Source organism: Methyloversatilis sp. RAC08, from assembly GCF_001713355.1.
Lineage (GTDB): Bacteria > Pseudomonadota > Gammaproteobacteria > Burkholderiales > Rhodocyclaceae > Methyloversatilis.
The window spans coordinates 3,223,172-3,239,355 of sequence record NZ_CP016448.1; the positions used below are offsets into that span (position 1 = coordinate 3,223,172).

The following is a 16,184-nucleotide window of genomic DNA, read 5'->3' on the forward strand; positions in this document are numbered from 1 at the left end:
ACAGGGAGATACACCATGACCCGCCTGATCCACCGCACCCTGGGCCTGCTGGCCGTTGTCACGCTGCTTGGCGGCTGTGCCGTCATCGACCACTCGCCGCCGTCCGGCGCCGACAAGAACGCCGCCTGGGTGGTGCTGCCATTCGCCAACGCGACCGAAACACCGTTCGCCGGCCAGCGCGCCGAAAGCGTCACCGAAGGCCTGCTGCGTTCGCTCGGCGTGGCCAACCTGAAGCGCTACCCGGTCAGCCTGCAGAACGACAACCTGTTCGAATCCGGCAAGCCGAAGGATGCCGACAAGGCGATGGACTGGGCGAAGGAGCAGGGCGCGCGTTACGCGGTCACCGGCACCGTCGACGAGTGGCGCTACAAGGTCGGCGTCGATGGCGAACCGGCGGTGGGCGTGGCGCTGCAGATCGTCGAGATCGACGGCGGCAAGGTGGTGTGGAGCGGCGTCGGCGGCAAGAGCGGCTGGAGCCGCGAATCGCTGTCCGGCGTGGCGCAGGAACTGATCAAGTCGCTGCTCGTACCGGCCCTGAAATAAATGAATCCGCGCGCGCCCGGTGAGAAGCCGGTCATCCGCCGCGTCGATGAGCCGCTGGTCCGGCGCATCATCGACCGCTTCACACCGACCGGTTCCGGAGCCGGCGCTTCAGCGCTGACCGAAACCCTGGTGCTGCCGGTGCTGGCGCTGGCACTGGCGTTCTGGCTGAATCCGCTCGATCCCTTCTTCCTGCGCTCGCAGTTCGCGTGGGTGTGGCTGGGCCCGGTGCTGGTGGCGCTGCGCTACGGGCCGATACCGGGTCTGGTCGGCAGCGCCATCGTGTTCGGCGCCTGGTTCGTGTTCGGCGAGCTCGGCGTGGCGCTGGGCGAACTGCCCAAACTGTACTTCCTCGGCTGGCTGATCACGGTGATGATCAGCGGCGAGTTCTCGTCGCTGTGGCGCGGCCGCGTGCGGCGCGCCGAAAGCGTGCAGGCCTATCTCGAACAGCGGCTCGAATACCTGACGCATCAGCACTATCTGTTGCGCCTGTCGCATGACCGGCTTGAGCAGGACCTCATTTCACGCCCGGTGTCGATGCGCGATGCGCTGGTCAGCCTGCGCGGTCTGGCATCGACGCCGGCGGCAGCGGGGACCTCGCTGCCGGGTGCGGCCGAGCTGTTGCGGCTGGTGTCACAGTATTGCCAGATCGAGCGCGCCGCCCTGTTGCAGGTCGATCAGAACGGCCATGCCGATGGCGCGGCGCCGGTGCATCTGGGCGCGCAGTTCGACATCGACTTGGCGGATCCGCTCGTCGGCTACGCCTGCGAACGACGCCGCCTGGCCCACATTGCGCTCGACGAGGAACGTGCGCTCAGCGGCTCGCGCTACCTGGTCGTGGCGCCGCTGACCGACATGAACGGCGACATGCGCGCGCTGCTGGTGGTCGAAGGCATGCCGTTCTTTGCGCTGCACGACGAAACGCTGCAGATGCTCAACCTGCTGCTCGGCTACTACGCCGACGGCCTGTCAGCCAGCGAACTGGCGGCACCGATACGCGCTGCGTACCCGGACTGCCCGCTCGACTTCGCGTTCGAACTTGCGCGCATGTGGCGTGTGCGGGTCGAATCCGGCGTGGCCAGCGCACTGGTCACGCTCGACTTTCCGGCCGCTGCGCCGGAAGACGATCTGGCGCTGCAGATCAGCCGCATCCAGCGCTCGCTCGACGTGGTCTGGCTGGTGCGCAGCGACACCGGCTCGCAACTGATCACGCTGATGCCGCTCGCCGGCAGCGCCGCGGTCGAAGGCTATCTCGCGCGCATCGATGCCTGGCTGGCGCTGCACCGCAGCGGCGGGCTGGATGCAAGCGGCGTCGGGAGCCGCATCAACCCGATCGATACGGTCGAACCGCTGACGCTGCTGGAACGGCTGCTGAAAGGTCGCCATGGGCGCTAGCAAATTCGGCCTGATGGCCCTGCTGACCGAGCTGGGCGCCCTGCAGGCGCTGCTTCTGGTCGAGCATGCCGATCAGGCACTGCTGGCCTACCTGGCGATTCACGCGCCGGCGAGTGGTCTGCTTGCGCTGGCGGTCTACACGCTGATCCCGGCGCGGCAATCGAAGCCGCGCAGCAGCGTGCTGGCGCTGCTGTTCAGCTGCATATTCTTCGTGCCGCTGCTCGGTTTCGTCGGCGTGATCATCGGTGCGCTGCTGCGCCACCTGCTGCCCAGGTTGCGCGCGCCGCAGCGTTTCACCGCGGTGCGCCTGCCCGATCTAGATACGCACGAAAGCAGCGAGAAATCGTCAGCCGGATTCCGCCAGGCCGGCGTGCGCCAGTTCCTGAAGAACGAGCGTGCACCGGTGCCGCAGCGCCTGCGTGCGATGGTGGCGCTGTCGCATGCGCCGTCGCGCATCGGCTCACCGGTGCTGCGCGAACTGCTGGGCGATGCCGAAGACGACCTGCGCCTGCTCGCCTACGGCCTGCTCGACGGGCGTGAAAAGCATCTCAACGCGTCCATCCACGATGCGCGTCAGCGCCTTGCGGCCAGCCGCGACGTCGCAGTGCGCAGCACGGTGGCGCATCAGCTCGCCGCGCTTTACTGGGAGCTGATCTATCAGGGACTGGTGCAGGGCGACCTGCTGGACTACGCAGTCGGCGAGGCGCTGCGCCATACCGAAACCGCGCTGCAGGGGCTGACCGACGATCCGGCGCTGCACCTGCAGCACGGTCGCCTGCTGCAGCAGCTGCAACGCTTCGACGAAGCGGACGCCGCCTACCGGCGCGCGCGCGAACTGGGCCTGCCGGCGTCGCGCGTGGTGCCCTATCTGGCCGAGCTGGCGTTCGCCCGGCGCGATTACGTGCGCGTGAAAACCCTGCTGGCAAGCATGCAGGACTGGGAAGGCCTGTCGCGCCTGCAACCGGTACTGCGGTTCTGGGGGCACGCATGACAGACCTGACAAAACCGGCGGGCGTCGATGTGGCGCTGCTGCTCGAAGGCACGTTTCCGTACGTGTCGGGCGGCGTGTCGAGCTGGGTGAACCAGATCATCCGCGCCTTCCCCGACCTCACGTTCGCCGTGGTGTTCATCGGCAGCCGGCGCAGCGATTACGGCGACATGCGCTACACGCTGCCGGACAACGTGAAGCACATCGAAACCCACTATCTGCATGACGATCTGGGCAGCGCCAGCGCACATGACCGCAAGACCGGCATGGCAGGCGACGCCGAAGGCTTCGCCCGCATGGCGGCCCTGCACGACACCTTCCGCAGCGGCGGCGACGCGCTCGACCTGTTCGGCTCGGCGTGCCGCGAAATCAGTCCGGGCGGCCGGGTCAGCCTCGACGACTTCCTGCGCAGCGAAGCCTCGTGGGACATCGTGACCGACCGCTATCGCAAGTACTGCAGCGACCCGAGTTTCGTCGACTATTTCTGGACCGTGCGCATCATGCACCAGCCGCTGTGGCAGCTCGCACGCGTTGCGCACGGGCTGATTCCGGCGAAGGTCTATCACAGCGTATCGACCGGCTACGCCGGCTTCCTCGGTGCCATGCTGGCGCAATCGACCGGCCGGCCGCTGGTGCTGTCCGAGCACGGCATCTACACCAAGGAACGCAAGATCGACCTGTACCAGAACGAGTGGATACGCGACAACCGCAACGTGTTCCAGAAGGACGCTTCCGAACTGAGCTACTTCCGCCAGCTGTGGATACGCTTTTTCGAATGGCTGGGCCGGCTGACCTATGGCGCGGCCGACCCCATCATCGCGCTGTATGAAATCAACCGCCTGCGTCAGGTCGCCGACGGCGCCGACGCGGCGCGCACGCGCAACATTCCGAATGGCGTGGCGATCCAGAAGCTGGCGCCGCTGCGCGACAAGCGGCCCGACAGCGTGCCGCCGGTGCTGTGCCTGATCGGCCGCGTGGTGCCAATCAAGGACATCAAGACCTTCATCCGCGCGATGCGCCGTGTCGTGAATCGCATGCCCGAAGCGCAGGGCTGGATCGCCGGCCCGGCCGAGGAAGATCCGGCCTATGCCGAAGAGTGCCGCAATCTGGTCGACAGTCTGGGTCTGAATGACAACGTGCGCTTTCTCGGCATGCAGAAGATCGACGAACTGATGCCGAAGATCGGTCTGGTCGTGCTGTCGTCGATCTCCGAGGCGCTGCCGCTGGTGCTGCTGGAAGGTTATGCGGCGGGCGTGCCGGCGGTGTCGACCGATGTGGGTTCGTGCCGGCAGCTGATGTACGGACTGGGCGACGAAGACGAGGCGCTCGGTGCGGCCGGCCGCGTGGTCGGCATCGCCGATCCTCAGGCACTGGCCGATGCCGCGCTCGAACTGCTCGGCGATCCGGTCGCCTGGACCTCCGCGCAGCAGGCCGGCATCGCGCGCGTCGAGCGCTACTACAGCGATACGCAGATGTTCGGCCGCTACCGCGAGGTCTACACGCAGGCGCTGGCGCGCGAAGGTCGCGCCGCCGGTGGCTGCCCGTTCGGACACGGAGCGCGCTGATGGCGGGCATCGGTTTCGAACTGCGCAAACTGCTGAAGAAGGACAGCCTGCTCGGGCTGGCGCAGGCCTACAGCTACGCCGGCGTGATCGGCTCGGGGCCGTGGGTGCTGTCCATCGTCGGCATCCTGATGGTCGGTCTGCTGTCGCGTGCGGTCGTGGTGCCTGAATTCCTGGTCACGCAGTTCCAGGTGTCGGTGACCTATCTGATCGCCACCTCGCTCATCCTGACCGGCGTCGTGCAGCTGGCGTTCACCCGCTTCGTGTCGGACCGCCTGTTCGAGAAGCGCGACGACATCATCATGTCGAACTTCAACGGCCTGCTGCTGTGGGTGATCGCGCTGTCCGGCATCATCGGCCTCGCGCTGGCGTTCACGCTGTTTTCCGGCCTGTCGGTCGCCTACCGGCTGCTGATGCTGTCGGGCTTCGTGCTGCTGTGCGGCATCTGGGTCGCCACGATCTTCCTGTCCGGGCTGAAGATGTACCGCGCCATCCTGCTGCTGTACGCACTGGGTTACGCGATCACCGTCACGGCTGCGCTGCTGGCCCGGCCGTGGGGGCTGGAAGGCCTGCTCGGCGGCTTCGTGCTCGGGCACTTCGTGCTGCTGGTCGGCATGTGGATCATGACGTCGTGGCACTACCGCTCGGTGCTCACCATCTCGTACGAATTCGCCGACCGCAGTACGCGCTATCCGACGCTGATGGCGATCGGCCTGCTGTACAACCTCGGCGTGTGGGCCGACAAGTTCATGTTCTGGAGCTGGCCGGAAACGTCGGATGCCATCATCGGTCCGCTGCGCGCCTCGGTCATCTACGATCTGCCGGTGTTCATGGCCTATCTGTCCATCATTCCGGGCATGGCGGTGTTCCTGGTGCGCATCGAAACCGATTTCGTCGAGTACTACGACCGCTTCTTCGATGCGGTGCGTGCCGGCGGGTCGCTCGAATACATCGAGGACATGCGCGACGAAATGGTTTATTCGATCCGTCAGGGCCTGGCAGAGATCGGCAAGATCCAGACGCTGGCCATGCTGGTGGCCATCGTGGCCGGCCCGGCGGTATTCGCGCTGCTGGAGATTTCCGAGCTCTACCTTCCGCTGCTGTACATCCAGACGCTGGCGGCCAGCCTGCAGGTGGGCCTGCTGGCGCTGCTGAACGTGTTCTTCTATCTGGACCAGCGCCGGCTCATTCTCGGCCTGTGCGCCTTCTTCTGCGTGTCGAACATCGTGTTCACCGCGCTGTTCTTCAAGCTGGGCGCCAGCTTCTACGGCTACGGCTATGCCCTGTCGGTGCTGCTGACGCTGCTGTTCGGCCTGTATGCGCTCGACCGCAAGCTCGGTCGGCTGGAATACGAAACCTTCATGCTGCAGTGACCGCCGGCCCTGTACATCAGGCCTGACGCCGTCCGTCCTGCTCGATCAGTGATCCGCCGCGCGTCAGGTCGGGCGCGGCGGTCGAGATCGCCTGCTGCGCATCCATCGCTTCCGACTGCAGGTCGCTGGCGTCGCACAGCGTCGTGATCTGCAGACGGCCACCGGTCTGCTGCGCCTCGCCCTGCAGGCTGATCGCCGGCAGATCGCCCGCGTCACGGCCGGTACCGATCCGGATCAGTCGTCCGATCGGCGCCGTACCGGTCGGATCGAACAGATACCAGCGATCACCCAGGAATACTTCGATGCAGCAGTGCAGACCGGACAGACCTTGTCCCGCACTGCTGCCAGGGCCGCTCACGCTGACCAGCCGCGCCGGAACGTAGAGTGCGCGGCACAGCGCAATCGCCAGATGGGCGAAGTGTTCGCTGGCGCCGCTCTTGTCCAGCAGGGTGTCCATGACCGATTTGTCGGCGCCGGCCTGCGCCGGGTCGAAGCAGGTGCGGTCGCGCACGCACTCGCACAGCGTAGCCACGCGTGCATAGCCGGGCTTCATGCGGCCGAAGGTGCGGAACGCCAGACGGGTCAGCGGCTCGGTCGGGCAGAACGGGCTTTCATGCAGGAAGGGCAGCACGTCGAACGGCAGTTCGGCGACGCCGATCTCGGCCAGTGTGGCCGGATCGGCCGCGTGGTGAGTGGTCAGCACGCGCGCCGAATAGTCGATCTCGAGCGGGCCGGGTGGCGCCTGCACGTGCAGCACGCGCTGGCCGAGGCGGCCGTTGACGATGCGGCTGCGCGCACCGAGCGACGACACCAGCGACTCGCCGCTCACCTTTTGCTGGGGTGTGGCGGCGGGCAGGATGCGCAGCGCCAGACTGCCCGCGGTGTCGACGTCGTAACGCAGTGAAACAGTGACGTTCATCCTGGGCATGGGCACGGCTCCGATAGCGGTTTGAGGCAACCGGGCGGATGCTAGACGTGCGTGGCTACCAAGGCTGTAGGACGGGGACTACCTGCTTGCGGGCGGGCCGCGGTGCGGCAAATCTCCAGGACGGGAGCCAGCGCTCAGGTCCGAAACGGATCCGGAATGGATCAATACAGCGGCCGCTGCAGTTCGGTCCGCAGGATGCGGTAGAGAGACATGCGTCCGGGGGCGACGTTGTCGCGCAGCGCGCAGTCGGGCTCGCGGTCGTGGGCGCAGTCGCGGAAGCGGCACTTGCCCAGGTAAGGGCGGAAATCGACGAAGGCGTGTTCCAGCGCCGGCAGGTCGAGATGCGACAGGCCGAATTCCTGCAGACCGGGGCTGTCGATCAGTTCGCCGCCGCCCGGCAGCTCGTACAGCCGGGCGTAGGTGGTGGTGTGCTTGCCGGAATCGAGCGCCGCCGAAATCTCGCGCGTCGCCGCCGCGGCACCGGGGATGAGCGCATTGACCAGGGTCGACTTGCCCATGCCGGACTGGCCGATGAACACGTTCAGCCGGCCCTTGAGGTGGCTGGCGAGCAGCGACACGTCCTGCTTCGCCGACAGCTCCAGCACCGTGTAGCCCATGGCGGCAAATCCGGCGAGCTGCGCGCGGGCGCCCGCGAGGCCGTCGGCGAGGTCGCACTTGTTGAGCACGATCAGGCCGTCGACGTCCTGCGCACTGATCGCGATCAGGATGCGCGCCACCAGATCGGCGTTGAAGCCGGGTTCGGTCGCGGTGACGATCACCACCTGGTCGACATTGGCGGCGACCGTCTTCTGCTTGAAGGCGTCCTTGCGGTAGAGCAGGCTGCGCCGCTCGTGAATGCGCTCGATGCGCGCCTGATCGGCCTGCAGCGACAGTTCGACCCGGTCACCGCAGGCCACTTCGGACCGCTTGCCGCGCGGGAAGGCCTGCAGCACCTTTCCGTCGTCGAGCCGCACCATGTAGTGCCGGCCGTGCGCCGAAACGACGCGACCGCTCAGCGTGGTCAAAGGTTGCGCATCGCTTCGATGCGGGCGGCGCAGATCAGGTCATTGATCGATACGCCGCGCACGCTGTGCGTCGTGAACACCACGCGCACCCGGTTGAAGCCGAACATGATGTCCGGGTGATGGTCTTCCGCTGCCGCCAGCGCGGCCACCTGATTCACGAACTCGACCACCTGCGCGTAATCGGCAAACTGGAAATCCTTGGAAATGTGGTTGTCCATTTCGATCCAGCCGGGCACGCTGCGCAGATGCGTGGTCAGGGTGTCGCCGGTCAGTCTTTTGTGCGCGCCCTTCTGCGGCGTGCAGTGCTGCTGGGCAAGTTCGTGTGCGTCCATGAGTTCCTGAGGGTCAGAGCGTCTGCAGTTTCGCCACGCGCAGGGCGGCGGGCGGGTGCGAGTCGTAGAAGCTTGAATACAGCGGATCGGGCGTCAGCGTCGAGGCGTTGTCGCGGTACAGCTTGACCAGCGCCGACACCAGCCAGCCGGAGCGGGTCTGCGCCGCGGCATAGGCGTCGGCTTCGAATTCGTGCTTGCGCGACATCAGCGACATGATGGGCGACAGCGGGAAGGAAAACACCGGCATCACCAGCGCGAACAGCATCAGCGCGATCACATTGCCCTGGCTGGCCACACCCAGCTGTTCGTAGAACCACGGCTGGTCGATCAGCCAGCCGAGCAGGGCGAAGAAGGCCAGACTGCCGCCGCCGATCAGCGCGACGCGCTTCCAGATGTGGTGGTGCTTGTAGTGGCCCAGTTCGTGCGCCAGCACGGCTTCGATCTCGTCGCCACCGAGCCGGTTGAGCAGGGTGTCGAAGAACACGATGCGTTTGCCCTTGCCGAAGCCGGTGAAGTAGGCGTTGCCGTGCGCCGAGCGGCGCGAGCCATCCATGACGAACAGGCCGTCGGCGCGGAATCCGCAGCGCTCGAGCAGGCCTTCGATGCGGCTGCGCAGTTCGCCTTCGGGCATCGGTTCGAACTTGTTGAACAGCGGCGCGATCAGCGTCGGGTACAGCAACATCGCGGCAAGGCTGAACGCCAGCCAGAACGCCCAGGCGTACACCCACCAGGCGCTGCCCAGGCTGTCCATGATCCACAGCACCGCAGCCAGCACCGGCGCACCGATGGCGGCCGCCACCAGCCCGTGCTTGATCAGGTCGCCGAAGAACATGGCGGGCGTCATCTTGTTGAAGCCGAAGCGCGCTTCGACGACGAAGGTGCGATACAGCGTGAACGGCAAGTCGATCACGCCGGAAGCCAGGGTCAGTACGCCGACGAACACGAGGTCGCGCAGCAGGCCGTCGCCGGCAAGGTTTCCGGCAAGGTCGTAGAACCACTGCAGGCCACCGCCCAGTGTCAGCACCAGCAGCCACAGCGCGCTCACCACGACGTCGGCGCGGGCGAGGCTCACGCGCGCCATCGTGTAGTCGGCGGCTTTCTGATGGGCGTCCAGCGGAATGCTGTCGCGGAAGGCCTGCGGCACTTCGGCGCGGTGCGCCGCAATGTGCGTGCGATGTCGGGTCGCGAGCCACAGGCGCACGCCGGTGGTCAGCACGAGTGCAAGGATGAAGATTTCGGTCAGCATGATGGAGAGCCTCGGGTGGATGCGGTTCCTGTCGGAACTCCGATTTAGACGGAGTCCAGGTCAGCTGAGTGTGACAAAATCAGGCCGATCCGCGTTCGGACGAACGCATTAATCCCGCTTGGAAATTTTCTCGATTATGGCACAGGACCCCACCTACCTCGTCTGGCTGGACATGGAAATGACCGGTCTCGACCCCGACAACGATCGCGTCATCGAACTGGCCTGCGTGGTCACCGACGCGCATCTCGAAGTGGTCGCAGAAGGGCCGGTGATCGTCGTGCACCAGTCCGATGAGGTGCTCGCCGGCATGGACAAATGGAATACCAGCACGCACGGCAAGTCTGGCCTGACCGAGCGCGTGCGCGCCTCGACCGTCACCGAAGTGGCCGCCCAGACGGAAATGATCGCATTTCTGAGCCAGTACCTGCCCGAGCGCACCAGCCCGATCTGCGGCAATTCGATCTGCCAGGACCGCCGCTTTCTCGCCCGTCACATGCCGCAGCTCGAAGCCTGGTTCCATTACCGCAATCTCGATGTGTCGGCGCTGAAGGAGCTGTGCAAGCGCTGGCGGCCCGAGCTCGCGGCGCAGTTCAGGAAGGCGCAGCGGCACGAGGCGCTGGCCGACATCTACGAATCGATCGACGAGCTCAAGTTCTACCGCGAACACTTCCTGCGCATGGAGTGAGGCCATGAGCACCCTCCGCATTGCGGTTGCGCAGATCAACTGCGTGGTCGGCGACCTCGACCACAACGCCTCACTCATCCTCGACGCCGCGCAGCGCGCGGTCGAGCAGGGCGCCCAGCTGCTGCTGACACCCGAACTTGCCTTGTGCGGCTATCCGCCGGAAGACCTGCTGCTGCGCCCCGACTTCATCCGCGGCTGTGCCGCCGCGCTGGCGCGCCTGGCGGCCGACGCACCGGCCGGGCTTGCGCTGCTGGTCGGTCACCCGCATGCGACGAGCGACCGCCTGTACAACGCCGCCAGTGTCGTGCGTGGCGGCCGCGTCGAAGCGACGTATTTCAAGCAGCGCCTGCCCAATTACGAAGTGTTCGACGAAGAACGCTACTTCGACGAAGGCATAGCCCCGCTGGTGGTCGAGGTCGCCGGCGTGAAGGTCGGCGTGAACATCTGCGCCGACGTGTGGGAAGCTGGCGCGCCGGAAGCCGCGGCGGCCGCGGGTGCCCAGCTGCTGGCCGTGCTCAACGCCTCGCCCTACCACGTCGACAAGCCGGTCACGCGCGAACAGGTGCTGGCCGAACGCGTGCTCGCGACGGGCATCCCGGCGGTGTACTGCAATCTGGTCGGCGGTCAGGACGAACTGGTGTTCGACGGCGCCTCGTTCGCGCTCGACCGGCTCGGCCGCCTCGCCTGGTGCGCGCCGCATTGCCGCGAGCACTTCGCCACGGTCGAATTCAGCGACGGCGACTTCGTCGCCCAGCCCCTGCCGCCGGTCACCCCGGTCGAGCAGGACTGTTACGAAACGCTGGTGCTGGGTGTGCGCGACTACCTCGGCAAGAACGGCTTCAGGCAGGCGCTGATCGGGCTGTCGGGCGGCGTCGATTCAGCACTTACGCTGTGCATCGCCGTCGACGCCATCGGCGCGGCGAATGTGCGCGCCGTCATGATGCCGTCGCCCTACACCGCGCAGATGAGCCTCGACGACTCGCGCGAACTGGTGAAGAACCTCGGCGTGCGCTACGACGAGGTGTCGATCGCCCCCGCGATGGAGACCTTTGAGCAGATGCTCAAACCGCTGTTCGGCAACGCCAGGGCCGATACCACCGAAGAGAACGTGCAGGCGCGCGCCCGCATGATCATGCTGATGGCCCTGTCGAACAAGACCGGCGCCATCGTGCTCACCACCGGCAACAAGAGCGAAATGGCCGTCGGCTATTCCACGCTCTACGGCGACCTCGCCGGCGGCTTCGCGGTGATCAAGGACATCTACAAGACCTTCGTCTATCGCCTGTGCGCCTGGCGCAACAGCGTGAAGCCCGACATTCCGCAGAACATCCTGACCCGCGCCCCATCCGCCGAACTGCGCCCCGACCAGACCGACCAGGACAGCCTGCCGCCCTACGAGGTGCTCGACGCCATCATCCAGGCCTATATGGAACGCGACGAATCACCGCGCGAAATCATTGCTCAGGGTTTTGCCGAAGCGGATGTGAAGCGGGTGATCGGGTTGCTGAAGCGCAATGAATACAAGCGGCGGCAGGCGCCCCCGGGGGTGAGGGTGACCGAGCGGGGGTTCGGGAAGGACTGGCGGTATCCGATTACGAGTGGGTATCGGGACGAGAGCTGACCATCACTTGCTACGATTGCAGAGTTTGAGCACGGCTGATGTCTGCCGGGGGCGCGCTGTACGCGCGCAATGGCCGTCTGGTCCTGCGGCATGCGGACAACAACCGGGCCTTCCGCAACGTGGCGAAGTCGCTTTATGGCAAGGCAGGCGATGACCGCTTTCCGGCCTGTGTCTATCTGCCGCTGGCGGTGAGCGGCCACGAAGGTGTGGCTCAGCCCGAGAGGAGCCGCGTGTTCGGCATGATGCTTAATTCGCTGTCGCCCGAGCGCACGATAGGCGCTTTCGGCTTCAACCCATCCTTGCTGGCGGTGGCGCATATGTCGCAGGGCGAGTCAGAGCCCGATCCGTCGGTCGTCGCGAGCGCCCTCGGGCATACGCGGGCGGAGGCACGGATCGCCATCGCGATTACGCTGGGGCTGTCGGTGGAGCAGATCGCCGAACAGCGCTGCAAGGCGGTGAGCACGGTGCGCAGCCAGGTGAAATCCATGCTTGCGAAAATGGGGTGCACCCGTCAGAGCGAGGTGGTGAGCCGCGTGCTTTCATTGCCCTTCATATTCCTTGGCATGCAGTGCAGTGGCGACACTGCACACCGCCCGCGCCGGCCGGCCAACGATGTTGCGGCACACGCAAGTGCGGTTGCCCACGGCCTGATCCCGAGCACACAGCGTGTGCGTACCGCGCCGGGCGGGAACGTCTGAGCGCTGCAGGGCTTGCGTCTTGCAGCGGTAATTGCGCCCCAACTCTACATGCCGCCGTGAGCGGCCGGCCCCGGCTCCCTTGGCGTCGATGCATGCGGGGCGACGCGAGCGGGTGTGAAGTGATGCGTCTTCAGGAGGTGTCGTGGGGAATGGAGCAGAAATGCATGCGGTCATCGAGCAGCTTTATCGCGCTGCGACGGGCAGCGCAGAGGTGACTTGGGAGTGCGCGCTGTACGACGTGAATCGCATGGTGCGAGGCCACGCCGTTGCGCTCTGCGAGATCAACGTGTCGCGGCGTGAGCTCTTGTTCCATGTCGAAGTTGGCGACGTGCCGCCGAAGGCGCGGCTTGTGTTCAAAAGTCGAGTCCACCTGGGGGATCCGCTGCTGACGCGTCTGCACGCAACGAGCCCGGGATGCTGGGTTCACTGTCCTGAACGGGTCGACGATGCATCCGTTTGCAGCGACTCCTTCCACAAGGCGTTTCAGCCGCCCGACGAGGGGCGCTGGGTCAGTGGCATCAAGCTGATCGCGAGCGGTGACACCGCCGTCAGTCTGTTGGTCACACGGCGCGCAGAACTGGGGCCGCTGGCAGGAGATGACTTCCTGGCCTGCGACATTCTTTCCTTTCACATCGCAAAGGCCTACGCGTTTGCGCAGTTGCACGCGCGGCTCGGCAGACAGCATGCGGCGGCTGAACTCGTGATGCAGCACCTCGGTTCGCCGATCGTTCTGCTCGATGGCGAGTGCAGGGTGCTCTTTGCAAACCGGCCCGCACGCTCGCTGATATCGTCTGGTTCAGCGCTATCAGAGCGTGAAGGTCGCCTCGCGCTCGCATACCCAGAGGACGACCGGGCCTTGCGAGCACTGGCCGACAGGCTTTATCGCGAGGCGGACGCTGCGCGATTGTCGGCCGGAGCCCATCCCACGTTCGCTGCCAGCGAACATGTCGGTATCGCACGGCCGGCTGGGTTGCGTGTCGCGGGCATGACACTGATGCTGCTGCAGGATAATGAGACGTCGGCTTTCATTTCGTGTCCGGTACTGCTGGCGGTGGTGCATGAACTGAAAGGCGATCTTCAGACAGACTCGAGCATCCTGGCCAGCGCTTTTGACCTGACGAGAGCGGAAGCGAAGGTGGCCATGTGCATTGCACAGGGCATGCCGGTGGCGCTGATCGCCGAGCTGCATGGCTTGGCACTCAGCACGACACGGCGCCTGGTGCAGTCCGTGAAGGCAAAGCCGAACGGCATCCGGCTGGTCGAGGTGATCAACCGTATGCGATCCATCCCGTTCATGTTTTTCGGTCTGCGGAGAGATGACGAGGACGGTGCGGCAACAGCGGCGTTTTCGCCGCGCCGTCCTGTTCCACACTTGCCGCACGCGTCCGGAATGTTCGCACCGGATGACTTCGCCTGAAGCCTGGAGGTGATCACGTCACCTTGATGGCTGCCGCGTCGCCGGGGTCAATCGGGTTGTGCCGCGCAGGCTTGCGCGCTTGAGAGGCGTGCGCCTGCCCGAGTGCTCAACGACCGCGCCGCCAGACACTCCCCGCCAGCGCCGCTGCCAGACTGGCCAGCGCCCAGCCGGGCAGTGGCACATCGCCGTCGCTGGGGCCGGTCGCCGCGGCCGCAGTGACCGCAAAGCTCACGCTGACTGGTATGGCGGCGAGCCACACGTCGTTGCCGGGCTGGCTGGCCTGCACGGTGCAGGTGCCGGTGGCGAGCAGGCTGGCCTGGCTGCCGGCGGTGGCGCACACGGTCGGTGTCAGGCTCAGATAGCTCACCGCGAGACCTGAACTTGCGCTGGCGGCGAGGGGGACCGGGCCGGCGTCGACGGCGAATGGGGGTGGAATCGGGAAGGTGATGGTCTGGCTGCCGCGCGCCGGCTTGATCGTGAAACCAAGCGTGACCGACGCGGCGGCAAACCAGTCGCCGTTGCCGGCCTGGCTGGCGGTGAGGCTGCAGGTGCCGGCGGCAAGCAGCGTGGCGATGCTGCCGCTGACGCTGCAGGTGGCCGGTGTGATCGATGCGTAGCTCACCGCGAGGCCGGAACTGGCGAGCGCTTCAAGCGCCAAGCTGCCCTGGTCCAGCCACACGTCGCCCGGCGACGGAAACACGATGTTCTGTTCCGCGCGTTCGTCGAGGGCGAGGTTGAGCACGATGTTGCCGGTGGTGCCATTGAAGCCATCGACGGCGATGCGATAGGTCGTGCCGGCGGTGACGACGGTTTCGAGCTGGCTCTGCGCGCCTGTGCCGCTGTCGTCATCGCTGGCCAGCAGCGCCAGCGACGACAGGGCGCTGCCGGTGTAGAGGGCCAGCATGGTGTCGAAATTGCTGCCGTTGGTATCCAGCGTCAGCATGCCTGAAGCCGGCGCGGTCCATACCCACCACAGCGATCGCGTCGCGGCGATGCCGTCGTGTGCCGGCTCGCCCGCTTCGCTGCTGGCCAGCGTGTTGCTGCCGCTGTCGGTGGCCGATGCGCCGCCGAGCACGCGCGCGGCGGCGAAGGCGTCGTTGCTTTCGGTGCCTGCGCCGGCCAGTGCGGCGCCCAGTGCCAGCCGCGGACGCTGCAGGCCGTTGCGGGTGTCGGTCACCGCGGGGCCGCTCAGTTTGAGCCGGCTTTCGATCTGTTCCGGCGTGTCGAGCGGGAAGCGCTGTTTCAGCACGGCCACCGCGCCCGCGACCATGGGCGCGGCGAAGGACGTGCCGTCCAGCGTGTTGCCGCTCAGGGTGAGTACCGAGCCCGGCGCGAAAAGGTCGAGCGGCTCGCCGCTGTTGGAATAACAGGTCACCTTGTCCGCCGCGGTCGTGCTGTCGGTGCAGCTGCCGAAGGCGCGCTGGCCGACGTTGGCGTCGTAGGTAGCGCCGACCGCTACGGCGTTGGCGACGCAGGCTGGTTCGGCGACACCGGCCGTGTGGCTGTCGTTGCCGGCGGCGATCACCACCACCAGCCCAGCGTTGCGTGCCCGGCGCACGGCGGCGACATAGGGTGTCAGCGTGCAGGCGCTGGCGTTTTGCTGGGTGTCGCCCAGGCTCAGATTGAGCGCAACGATGTTGTAGGTCGCGCGCTGCGAAATCGCCCAGTCCATGCCCTCGATCACGTCGGAATCGAAGGCGCCTTCGGGCTCGAACACGTCGATGGCAACGATGGAAGATTGAGGCGCGACCGCCAGCGCCGTCATCGCAACCTTGCTGCCGTGGCCATCGGCATCGCGCGCATTGTCTTCGACCGCCGCTTCGTATGCCGCGACCACCCTGCACGTGCCGGCGGGCACGCCGACCGCCGTGCAGGCGCCGAACGGCGCCAGCGTGTAATCGACACCGGTATCGAGCACCGCCACCGCCGTGCCCGCGCCCTGATACCCCGCACTGACTGCCGCCGGCTGGCCGATCAGCGGCAGCGCCTGTGCGCCGATCGCCTTGCGCTGCTTGTCCATATATACAGCGGCGATCCGGTGGTCGCTCCGCAGTGCGCGCAGCGCATCGGCATGCTTCAGTGTGAGTGCCAGCAGGGGCATCGTCCTGTAGCGGCGGCGCACGCTGATGCGGTCGGCCGGCAGCGCGGCGATCACAGCAGCTTTCATCGTGTCGCGCCGCCGCTGCACCGTGCTCGACATCAGCACGCTGTCGTCGTCGGTCAGTTCGACGATCACCCGCGGCGCTTCGCCGCGTTCGAGCGCCGCGGCCACGTCGGCATCGATGTGGCGCGGGGCGGCATGTGCTGCTGCGCCGACACACGACACAAGCATGCCGATCATGGCCATCAGGCACGACAGGCCGGACCTGGGTGA

14 protein-coding genes are annotated in these 16,184 nt (G+C 66.4%); 9 read left to right on the forward strand and 5 right to left on the reverse strand.

Annotation, left to right across the window (positions count from 1 at the left end; genetic code table 11):
• The first annotated feature begins 15 nt into the window (after nt 1-15).
• From BSY238_RS14735 to pelG, 5 genes are read left to right on the forward strand one after another with little or no spacing between them, the layout of a single operon-like run.
• Nucleotides 16-543, forward strand: coding sequence for a penicillin-binding protein activator LpoB (locus BSY238_RS14735; RefSeq protein ID WP_069039808.1), 528 nt, complete (start codon nt 16-18; stop codon nt 541-543).
• Nucleotides 544-1,935, forward strand: a complete 1,392-nt coding sequence (locus tag BSY238_RS14740; protein WP_069039809.1) for a PelD GGDEF domain-containing protein — start codon at nt 544-546, stop codon at nt 1,933-1,935.
• Complete coding sequence (locus BSY238_RS14745; RefSeq protein ID WP_069039810.1) at nt 1,925-2,926, forward strand: hypothetical protein; 1,002 nt, start codon at nt 1,925-1,927, stop codon at nt 2,924-2,926. Before BSY238_RS14740 ends, BSY238_RS14745 begins: the two co-directional genes overlap by 11 nt.
• Nucleotides 2,923-4,488, forward strand: coding sequence for a GT4 family glycosyltransferase PelF (gene pelF, locus BSY238_RS14750; RefSeq protein ID WP_069039811.1), 1,566 nt, complete (start codon nt 2,923-2,925; stop codon nt 4,486-4,488). The genes BSY238_RS14745 and pelF overlap by 4 nt, the downstream gene beginning before the upstream one ends.
• Nucleotides 4,488-5,858, forward strand: coding sequence for an exopolysaccharide Pel transporter PelG (gene pelG, locus BSY238_RS14755; protein ID WP_069039812.1), 1,371 nt, complete (start codon nt 4,488-4,490; stop codon nt 5,856-5,858). The genes pelF and pelG overlap by 1 nt, the downstream gene beginning before the upstream one ends.
• 16 nt (nt 5,859-5,874) lie before the next feature.
• On the opposite strand, the gene BSY238_RS14760 is transcribed toward pelG, so the two are convergent.
• The 4 genes from BSY238_RS14760 to BSY238_RS14775 form a co-directional block, all read right to left on the reverse strand.
• Nucleotides 5,875-6,786: a transglutaminase-like domain-containing protein gene (locus BSY238_RS14760; protein ID WP_083224061.1), complete on the reverse strand. Its 912-nt coding sequence runs from the start codon at nt 6,784-6,786 to the stop codon at nt 5,875-5,877.
• Nucleotides 6,787-6,947: 161 nt separating this feature from the next.
• Nucleotides 6,948-7,763, reverse strand: a complete 816-nt coding sequence (rsgA, locus tag BSY238_RS14765; RefSeq protein WP_083224163.1) for a ribosome small subunit-dependent GTPase A — start codon at nt 7,761-7,763, stop codon at nt 6,948-6,950.
• 44 nt (nt 7,764-7,807) lie between these two features.
• Nucleotides 7,808-8,143, reverse strand: coding sequence for a 4a-hydroxytetrahydrobiopterin dehydratase (locus BSY238_RS14770; RefSeq protein ID WP_069039815.1), 336 nt, complete (start codon nt 8,141-8,143; stop codon nt 7,808-7,810).
• Nucleotides 8,144-8,156: 13 nt separating this feature from the next.
• Nucleotides 8,157-9,389: a M48 family metallopeptidase gene (locus BSY238_RS14775; protein ID WP_069039816.1), complete on the reverse strand. Its 1,233-nt coding sequence runs from the start codon at nt 9,387-9,389 to the stop codon at nt 8,157-8,159.
• A 136-nt stretch (nt 9,390-9,525) separates the two neighbouring features.
• On the opposite strand from BSY238_RS14775, the gene orn reads away from it, so the two are divergent.
• The 4 genes from orn to BSY238_RS14795 all read left to right on the forward strand — a co-directional run bounded on the left by orn (nt 9,526) and on the right by BSY238_RS14795 (nt 13,810).
• Complete coding sequence (gene orn, locus BSY238_RS14780; protein ID WP_069039817.1) at nt 9,526-10,074, forward strand: oligoribonuclease; 549 nt, start codon at nt 9,526-9,528, stop codon at nt 10,072-10,074.
• 4 nt (nt 10,075-10,078) lie between these two features.
• Complete coding sequence (locus BSY238_RS14785) at nt 10,079-11,695, forward strand: NAD+ synthase (RefSeq protein WP_069039818.1); 1,617 nt, start codon at nt 10,079-10,081, stop codon at nt 11,693-11,695.
• Between the two features lie 38 nt (nt 11,696-11,733).
• The gene (locus BSY238_RS14790) at nt 11,734-12,393 is read left to right on the forward strand and encodes a helix-turn-helix transcriptional regulator (protein ID WP_069039819.1); all 660 of its coding nucleotides are present in this window, start codon (nt 11,734-11,736) and stop codon (nt 12,391-12,393) included.
• Between the two features lie 160 nt (nt 12,394-12,553).
• Nucleotides 12,554-13,810 (forward strand): helix-turn-helix transcriptional regulator, encoded by a 1,257-nt coding sequence (locus BSY238_RS14795; protein ID WP_069039820.1) that lies wholly within the window; start codon nt 12,554-12,556, stop codon nt 13,808-13,810.
• Nucleotides 13,811-13,916: 106 nt separating this feature from the next.
• On the opposite strand, the gene BSY238_RS14800 is transcribed toward BSY238_RS14795, so the two are convergent.
• Nucleotides 13,917-16,151 (reverse strand): S8 family peptidase, encoded by a 2,235-nt coding sequence (locus BSY238_RS14800; RefSeq protein ID WP_190295028.1) that lies wholly within the window; start codon nt 16,149-16,151, stop codon nt 13,917-13,919.
• Between the last annotated feature and the right edge of the window lie 33 nt (nt 16,152-16,184).

Excerpts from the sequence above, each read along its gene's own strand:
- BSY238_RS14735 (WP_069039808.1), top strand. The coding sequence starts at position 16 with ATGACCCGCCTGATCCACCGCACCCTGGGCCTGCTGGCCGTTGTCACG.
- rsgA (WP_083224163.1), bottom strand. The coding sequence starts at position 7,763 with ATGGTGCGGCTCGACGACGGAAAGGTGCTGCAGGCCTTCCCGCGCGGC.
- BSY238_RS14800 (WP_190295028.1), bottom strand. The coding sequence starts at position 16,151 with ATGATCGGCATGCTTGTGTCGTGTGTCGGCGCAGCAGCACATGCCGCC.
- pelG (WP_069039812.1), top strand. The coding sequence starts at position 4,488 with ATGGCGGGCATCGGTTTCGAACTGCGCAAACTGCTGAAGAAGGACAGC.
- BSY238_RS14745 (WP_069039810.1), top strand. The coding sequence starts at position 1,925 with ATGGGCGCTAGCAAATTCGGCCTGATGGCCCTGCTGACCGAGCTGGGC.
- BSY238_RS14795 (WP_069039820.1), top strand. The coding sequence starts at position 12,554 with ATGCATGCGGTCATCGAGCAGCTTTATCGCGCTGCGACGGGCAGCGCA.
- BSY238_RS14785 (WP_069039818.1), top strand. The coding sequence starts at position 10,079 with ATGAGCACCCTCCGCATTGCGGTTGCGCAGATCAACTGCGTGGTCGGC.
- orn (WP_069039817.1), top strand. The coding sequence starts at position 9,526 with ATGGCACAGGACCCCACCTACCTCGTCTGGCTGGACATGGAAATGACC.
- pelF (WP_069039811.1), top strand. The coding sequence starts at position 2,923 with ATGACAGACCTGACAAAACCGGCGGGCGTCGATGTGGCGCTGCTGCTC.
- BSY238_RS14790 (WP_069039819.1), top strand. The coding sequence starts at position 11,734 with ATGTCTGCCGGGGGCGCGCTGTACGCGCGCAATGGCCGTCTGGTCCTG.
- BSY238_RS14770 (WP_069039815.1), bottom strand. The coding sequence starts at position 8,143 with ATGGACGCACACGAACTTGCCCAGCAGCACTGCACGCCGCAGAAGGGC.
- BSY238_RS14775 (WP_069039816.1), bottom strand. The coding sequence starts at position 9,389 with ATGCTGACCGAAATCTTCATCCTTGCACTCGTGCTGACCACCGGCGTG.
- BSY238_RS14760 (WP_083224061.1), bottom strand. The coding sequence starts at position 6,786 with ATGCCCAGGATGAACGTCACTGTTTCACTGCGTTACGACGTCGACACC.
- BSY238_RS14740 (WP_069039809.1), top strand. The coding sequence starts at position 544 with ATGAATCCGCGCGCGCCCGGTGAGAAGCCGGTCATCCGCCGCGTCGAT.